The 6436-nt window shown below is 73.0% G+C and carries 7 protein-coding genes; 6 read left to right on the top strand and 1 reads right to left on the bottom strand.

Features of this window, described 5'->3' with window-relative positions:
• Together SSNG_RS07520 and SSNG_RS07515 are read left to right on the top strand one after the other, a co-directional pair.
• The coding region (locus tag SSNG_RS07520; RefSeq protein WP_042800687.1) for an LLM class flavin-dependent oxidoreductase at window positions 1-685 on the top strand (685 nt) is incomplete at its 5' end.
• 194 nt (window positions 686-879) lie between these two features.
• A complete protein-coding gene (locus SSNG_RS07515) occupies window positions 880-1671 on the top strand; it encodes a ferritin-like domain-containing protein (RefSeq protein ID WP_007263205.1) in 792 nt (263 codons plus the stop codon).
• A 21-nt stretch (window positions 1672-1692) separates the two neighbouring features.
• Here SSNG_RS07515 and corA read toward each other — a convergent pair whose 3' ends face one another.
• Window positions 1693-2688 carry a magnesium/cobalt transporter CorA gene (gene corA, locus SSNG_RS07510; RefSeq protein ID WP_007263204.1) on the bottom strand — a complete coding sequence of 332 codons (996 nt, stop codon included), beginning with the start codon at window positions 2686-2688 and terminating at the stop codon, window positions 1693-1695.
• A gap of 54 nt (window positions 2689-2742) precedes the next feature.
• Here corA and SSNG_RS07505 point away from each other — a divergent pair, with 54 nt between their 5' ends.
• From SSNG_RS07505 to mshC, 4 genes are all read left to right on the top strand, one after another.
• The gene (locus tag SSNG_RS07505; RefSeq protein ID WP_007263203.1) at window positions 2743-3450 is read left to right on the top strand and encodes a histidine phosphatase family protein; all 708 of its coding nucleotides are present in this window, start codon (window positions 2743-2745) and stop codon (window positions 3448-3450) included.
• A 76-nt stretch (window positions 3451-3526) separates the two neighbouring features.
• Window positions 3527-4117, top strand: coding sequence for a DUF3090 domain-containing protein (locus SSNG_RS07500; RefSeq protein WP_007263202.1), 591 nt, complete (start codon window positions 3527-3529; stop codon window positions 4115-4117).
• A 5-nt stretch (window positions 4118-4122) separates the two neighbouring features.
• Complete coding sequence (locus tag SSNG_RS07495) at window positions 4123-4917, top strand: SCO1664 family protein (RefSeq protein ID WP_007263201.1); 795 nt, start codon at window positions 4123-4125, stop codon at window positions 4915-4917.
• 120 nt (window positions 4918-5037) lie between these two features.
• Window positions 5038-6267 (top strand): cysteine--1-D-myo-inosityl 2-amino-2-deoxy-alpha-D-glucopyranoside ligase, encoded by a 1230-nt coding sequence (mshC, locus tag SSNG_RS07490; protein ID WP_007263200.1) that lies wholly within the window; start codon window positions 5038-5040, stop codon window positions 6265-6267.
• Window positions 6268-6436: the final 169 nt, after the last annotated feature.

The following is a 6436-nucleotide window of genomic DNA, read 5'->3' as shown; positions in this document are numbered from 1 at the left end:
CGTCCGCAAGGCCATGTCCCGCGAACGGCTGAGCTTCGACGGCGAGCACTGGACCCTCCCGCTGCCCGGCGGCCCCGGCAAGCCGCTCAAGCTGACCGTGCACCCCGAACGCCCGCACATCCCGCTCTACATCGCCGCCATCGGCCCCAAGAACCTGGAGCAGACCGGCGAGATCGCCGACGGCGCCCTGCTGATCTTCCCGGCCGCCGAGCACCTGGAGGAGACCGCCCTGCGGCACATCCGCGCGGGCCGCGAGAAGGCCGGGCTGACGATGGACGGCTTCGACGTCTGCCCGACCGTCCCGCTGGCCCTCGGCGACGACGTGAACGCCCTCGCGGACGTGTTCCGCCCCTACACCGCCCTGTACGTCGGCGGCATGGGCAGCCCGAAGCAGAACTTCTACAACCAGCTCGCCCAGCGCATGGGCTACGAGAAGGAGGCCGCCGAGATCCAGGCCAAGTACCTGGGCGGCGACAAGGACGGGGCGGCCGCCGCGGTCCCGCACTCGCTGATCGACTCGACCACCCTGCTCGGCTCCGTGGAACGCATCGCGGACGGGATGCGGGCCTACGCCGACGCCGGGGTCACCACCCTCACCCTGGCCCCGGCCGGCTTCACCCTGGACGAACGCCTCGCCGCCCTGCGCGCCGGCACCGAGGCCCTGGAGCTCGCCGGCCTCGCCTAGGGGGTGTCGTCGGAAAGGGGCCAGCGGCCGTGGTGGGGGCTCGGGGGGTCTTCCCCGCCACGGCCGACACAGCGAACAACGCCCGGCCCGCCCCCGGGGTTACGCCCCGCCGGGCCGCCGCCGGTTTCGTTCATTCGGCCGAGTGCGGCCACCCATCGGTTGCCCGCCCGGTCGATCCGCATTTGACTCGTTGCATGCTCTCTGCCCGCAGCCTGTTCCAGGAGATCGTCGACCACGACGACTCCTTCCAGCTGTTCTGCTCCATCGCCGCCAGCGGTGAGTCCCAGGGCGGCTGGGAGAACGCCCGCATCGCCGCCCTCGTCCCCGACGGCATGCGGGACCTGGCCCCCAAGATCACCCGGCACGGCGCCGACGAGGACAAGCACGGCCGGATCTTCCGCGCCCTGCTGCGCAAGCGCGGCCTGCCCGCCGTCCCCGTCCCGCCCGAGACCGACTACACGATGCTGCTGGAACGCCGCGGCATCGGCCTCGCGCACGACAAGCTGCGCCGCGACGAGCCCCTCAGCGAGGAGGACATCGTCGTCTACCTCGCCCACAGCCGGGTCACCGAACAGCGCGCCGCCGACCAGATGGTCATGCTGCTGCGCCACTTCGGCGACCACCCCGAGGTCGGCAAGGCCGTCCGCGTCATCAGCAACGACGAGGACAACCACCTCGCCTACTGCCACGAGGAACTCCTCCGCCTCGCCCGCGAAGGGCACGGCCGGACCATCCAGCGCGTCCTGCGCGAGAGCGCCCTCGCCGAGATCGGCGTCTACCGGGACGTCAGCCTCGCCGTCATGGACCACATGGGCCGGCTGCTGCGCTGGCCCGCGCCCAAGGCCACCGCGCTCGCCGCCGGCATCCGCGCGATGTACGCGTACGAGCGGTTCAGCGGCTGGCACCGCATGATCGGCCTGCGCCCGCCGGAGCGGCGCGACCCCCTCGGCGGCGGCGTACCGAGCACCACCCACGAGTTCGCGTAGGCCCCGCCGGGCCACGGGGGATCAGAGCCAGCCGCGCCGCTTGAACATCCTGTGCAGGGCCAGGCACAGCACCACCATGAGCACCACCACCGCCGGATAACCCCAGGGCTGCCTGAGCTCCGGCATGTCGTCGAAGTTCATCCCGTAGATCCCCGCCACCATCGTCGGGACGGCCGCCATGGCCGCCCACGCGGAGATCTTGCGCATGTCGTCGTTCTGCCGGACGCCCATCTGCGCCAGGTGAGCGGCCAGGGCGTCCGACAGCAGCCGGTCCAGGCCCTCGATGTACTCGTTCGCCTTCGTCAGGTGGTCGGCCACGTCCCGGAAGAACGGCCGGGCGTGGTCGTGCACGAAGGGCACGTTCCCGAAGGCGAGCCGGTCCATCGGCTGGAGCAGCGGGCTCGTCGCCCGGCGGAACTCCAGCACCTGCCGCTTGAAGCCGTAGATCCGGGCCGCGGTGCTCTTGGAGGAGTCCGGGGCGTTCGGCGCGAACACCTCGGCCTCCAGCTCCTCCAGGTCCGCCTGGAGCTCGGCCGCCACCTCGATGTAGTGGTCCACCACCGCGTCGGACACCGCGTACAGCACCGCCGTCGGGCCGTGCCGCAGCACGTCCGGCTCCTGCTCCAGCCGGTGGCGCACGGCCGCCAGCGCGGCCCCCTCGCCGTGCCGCACCGTGACCACGAAGGAGTCGCCGATGAACACCATCAGCTCGCCGGTGGTCACCGTGTCCTCGTCGTCGTCGTACAGCACCGGCTTGAGGACCACGAACAGCGAGTCGTCGTACACCTCCAGCTTCGGCCGCTGGTGCGCCGTCAGCGCGTCCTCCACCGCCAGCTTGTGCAGCCCGAACTCACGGCTCACCCGGTCGAACTCCGCGGGTGTCGGCTCGTACATCCCGACCCACAGGAAGGCGTCACCGTGCGCCCGGGCCTCCTCCAGCGCATCGGAGAAGTCCTCCCGAGCCCGCGAGCGGCGGCCGTCCCGGTACATCGCGCAGTCGACAATCACGCCGGGCATTCTTCCCCGACCCGCGCCCGCCCGCACGCCGGCGTCACCGCATACCCTGCATGCATGGCCACGCTGATCCTCGTACGACACGGGCGGTCCACCGCCAACACCGCAGGTCTGCTCGCCGGATGGACCCCGGGAGTGGCCCTCGACGAACACGGCGCCGGGCAGGCCGCCGCCCTGCCCGGCAGACTCGACGGGATCCCCCTCGCCGCCGCCGTCTCCAGCCCGCTCCAGCGCTGCCGCGAGACCCTGGCCCCGCTGCTCGCGGCCCGCCCCGACCTGCCCCTGCACACCGACGAGCGGATCGGCGAGTGCCACTACGGAGACTGGTCGGGCCGCAAGCTCTCCGAACTCGCCGACGAACCCCTCATGAAGATCGTCCAGCAGCACCCCTCGGCCGCGGCCTTCCCCGGCGGCGAGTCCATGCGCGCCATGCAGGCCCGCGCCGTGGACGCCGTACGCGAATGGGACGCGCGGATCGAGGAGGAGCACGGCTCCGGCGCCGCCTTCCTCATGTGCTCCCACGGCGACATCATCAAGTCCCTCGTCGCCGACGCCCTCGGCATGCACCTCGACCTCTTCCAGCGGATCCACGTCGACCCCTGCTCGGTCACCGCGATCCGCTACACCCCCACCCGGCCCTTCCTGCTCCGCCTCGGCGACACCGGTGACCTCGCCCCGCTGATCCCGCGCCCGGTCGCCTCCCCCGACTCCGAGACCGAGGGCGGCGGCAACGCCGTCGTGGGGGGCGGCGCGGGCGCGGCCTGATCGAACGGAGCAGTAGGGTGGCAGGGCCAACAACACGCGCGCAGCCCTGCCCCCGCCTCAGACTTGGAGACCGGTCGTGCCCCGTCAGGTGTTCCTTTACGACCCCCCGGACCGCTTCGTGGCCGGCACGGTCGGTCTGCCTGGACGCCGCACCTTCTTCCTCCAGGCCTCCTCGGGCGCCCGGGTCACCAGCGTGTCCCTGGAGAAGACCCAGGTCGCGGCGCTGGCCGAGCGGATGGACGAGCTGCTCGACGAGGTCGTGCGGCGCACCGGCGGCAACGCGCCCGTCCCGGCCGTCGCCTCCGCCGAGGCCGCCGACACCGCACCGCTGGACGTCCCCGTCGAGGAGGAGTTCCGCGTCGGCACCATGGCCCTCGCCTGGGACGGCGAGGAACAGCGGATGATCGTCGAGGCTCAGGCGCTCGTCGAACTGGAGGCGGAATCCGAGGAGGACCTCGCCGAGGCGGAGGAGCGCCTGCTCCAGGACGAGGAGAACGGCCCGCCGATGCTGCGGGTCCGCCTCTCCGGCGCCCAGGCCCGGGCCTTCGCCAAGCGGGCCCTCGACGTGGTCAACGCGGGCCGGCCGCCGTGCCCGCTGTGCAGCCTGCCCCTCGACCCCGAGGGGCACGTCTGCCCCCGCCAGAACGGGTACCGGCGCCAGGCGTGAGCGAGGTGACCCCGATAGAGGAGCTGCTCACCCGCGGCGAGCTCACCGTCCGCGGCCGCATCGCCGAGGCGTCCAACGCGGTCCTGCTGTGCACCGTCGCCCACGAGGGGCGCAGCGCGGAGTGCGTCTACAAGCCCGTCAAGGGCGAGCGGCCGCTGTGGGACTTCCCCGACGGGAACCTCGCCCGGCGCGAGCGCGCCGCCTACCTGGTCTCCGAGGCCACGGGGTGGGGGCTGGTGCCCACCACCGTGCTGCGCGACGGCCCGTACGGGGAGGGCATGGTCCAGCACTGGATCGACGCCGGAGAACGGCCGGAGTCCGGGCTGCTGGCCCTGGTCGAGGGCGAGGAGGCGGGGGAGGGCTGGAAGCCGGTCGCCCTCGCCGAGGTCGGGGAGGGCCGCACCGCCCTCCTCGTGCACGCCGACGACCCCAGGCTGCGCCGCCTCGCCGTACTGGACGCGGTGATCAACAACGGCGACCGCAAGGGCGGCCACCTGCTGCCGGCACCGGACGGCCGGCTCTACGGGATCGACCACGGCGTGACCTTCCACACGGAGGACAAGCTCCGCACCCTGCTGTGGGGCTGGGCGGGGGAGCCGCTCACGGAGGAGGCCCGCGAGGTCCTCGGGTCGCTGGAGGAGCAGCTGGCCGACGGGGCGCCGCTCGCCACCCGGCTGGCGGAACTGATCACCCCCGTCGAGCTGGCCGCCGTACGGGCCCGCGTGGCGCAGTTGCTGCGGGACGGGAAGCATCCGCAGCCGTCCGGGCAGTGGCCCTCGATCCCCTGGCCGCCCGTCTGAGCAGGGACGTCCGCGGATGATCGCGGACGCATAGAACCGGCCAGACCGCAAGAGTGCCGATCAAGCCAACAGTGCTGGTCGCATTCGTTTCCGGAACACTCGTCCGGTTAGGCTCGAACCATGCATGCCTGGCCCGCTTCTGAGGTCCCCGCCCTGCCCGGCAAGGGCCGCGACCTCCAGATCCACGACACCGCGACCCAGGGGACGATCACCCTCGCCCCCGGTCCCGTCGCCCGCCTCTACGTCTGCGGAATCACCCCGTACGACGCGACCCACATCGGTCACGCGGCGACCTACAACGCGTTCGACCTCGTGCAGCGCGTGTGGCTCGACAACAAGCGGCAGGTCCACTACGTCCAGAACGTCACGGACGTGGACGATCCGCTGCTGGAGCGGGCGCTGCGCGACGGGCACGACTGGACCGAGCTCGCCGAACGCGAGACGGCCCTCTTCCGCGAGGACATGACCGCCCTGCGCATGCTGCCGCCGCAGCACTACATCGGCGCCGTCGAGGCCATACCGGGCATCGTGCCGCTGGTGGAGCGGCTGCGGGACGCGGGCGCCGCGTACGAGCTGGACGGTGACGTCTACTTCTCGGTGGAGGCCGACCCCGACTTCGGCGGGGTCTCCCACCTCGACGCCGCGGCGATGCGGGCCCTGTCCGCCGAGCGCGGCGGCGACCCGGACCGCCCGGGCAAGAAGAACCCGCTCGACCCGATGCTGTGGATGGCCGCCCGCGAGGGCGAGCCGAGCTGGGACGGCGGCTCCCTGGGCCGCGGCCGGCCGGGCTGGCACATCGAGTGCGTGGCCATCGCCCTGGAGCACCTGGGCATGGGCTTCGACATCCAGGGCGGCGGCTCCGACCTGGCGTTCCCGCACCACGAGATGGGCGCCTCGCACGCGCAGGCCCTGACGGGCGAGTTCCCGATGGCCAAGGCGTACGTCCACGCGGGCATGGTCGCGCTGCACGGCGAGAAGATGTCGAAGTCCAAGGGCAACCTGGTCTTCGTCTCCGCCCTGCGGCGGGCCGGGGTGGACCCGGCGGCGATCCGCCTGGCCCTGCTCGCGCACCACTACCGCGCCAACTGGGAGTGGACCGACGACGTCCTCGCGCAGGCCGAGGCCCGTCTGGCGCGCTGGCGCGCGGCCGTGTCCCGGCCGGACGGCCTGCCGGCCGAGGCGCTGGTGGAGGAGGTGCGGGCGGCCCTGGCCGACGACCTGAACGCCCCGGCGGCGCTGGCGGCCGTGGACGCGTGGGTGGACGCGCAGAACGCCTCCGACGGTGACGACGAGTCGGCCCCGGGCCTGGTCTCGCGCACGGTCGACGCCCTGCTGGGCGTGGCCCTGTAGCACCGGCCCCGCTGCCCCCTGGCTCCGCCCGAGCCCGGGGGCAGCGTCTTACCCGGGGTTGCCTGCGGCGCCGGTCCCCTACCCGCCCTTCAACCGTTCTCGCCCTCAGTCGCCGGGCGCGGCTCAAGACACGGCGCTACCGCGCCCGCGCCTCAAACGCCGGCGGGGC

Origin of the sequence: Streptomyces sp. C (genome assembly GCF_000158895.1) — a bacterium.
GTDB lineage: Bacteria > Actinomycetota > Actinomycetes > Streptomycetales > Streptomycetaceae > Streptomyces > Streptomyces racemochromogenes.
Note: the sequence above shows the minus strand (reverse complement) of the source record. Positions and strands in the feature narration are given on the sequence as shown.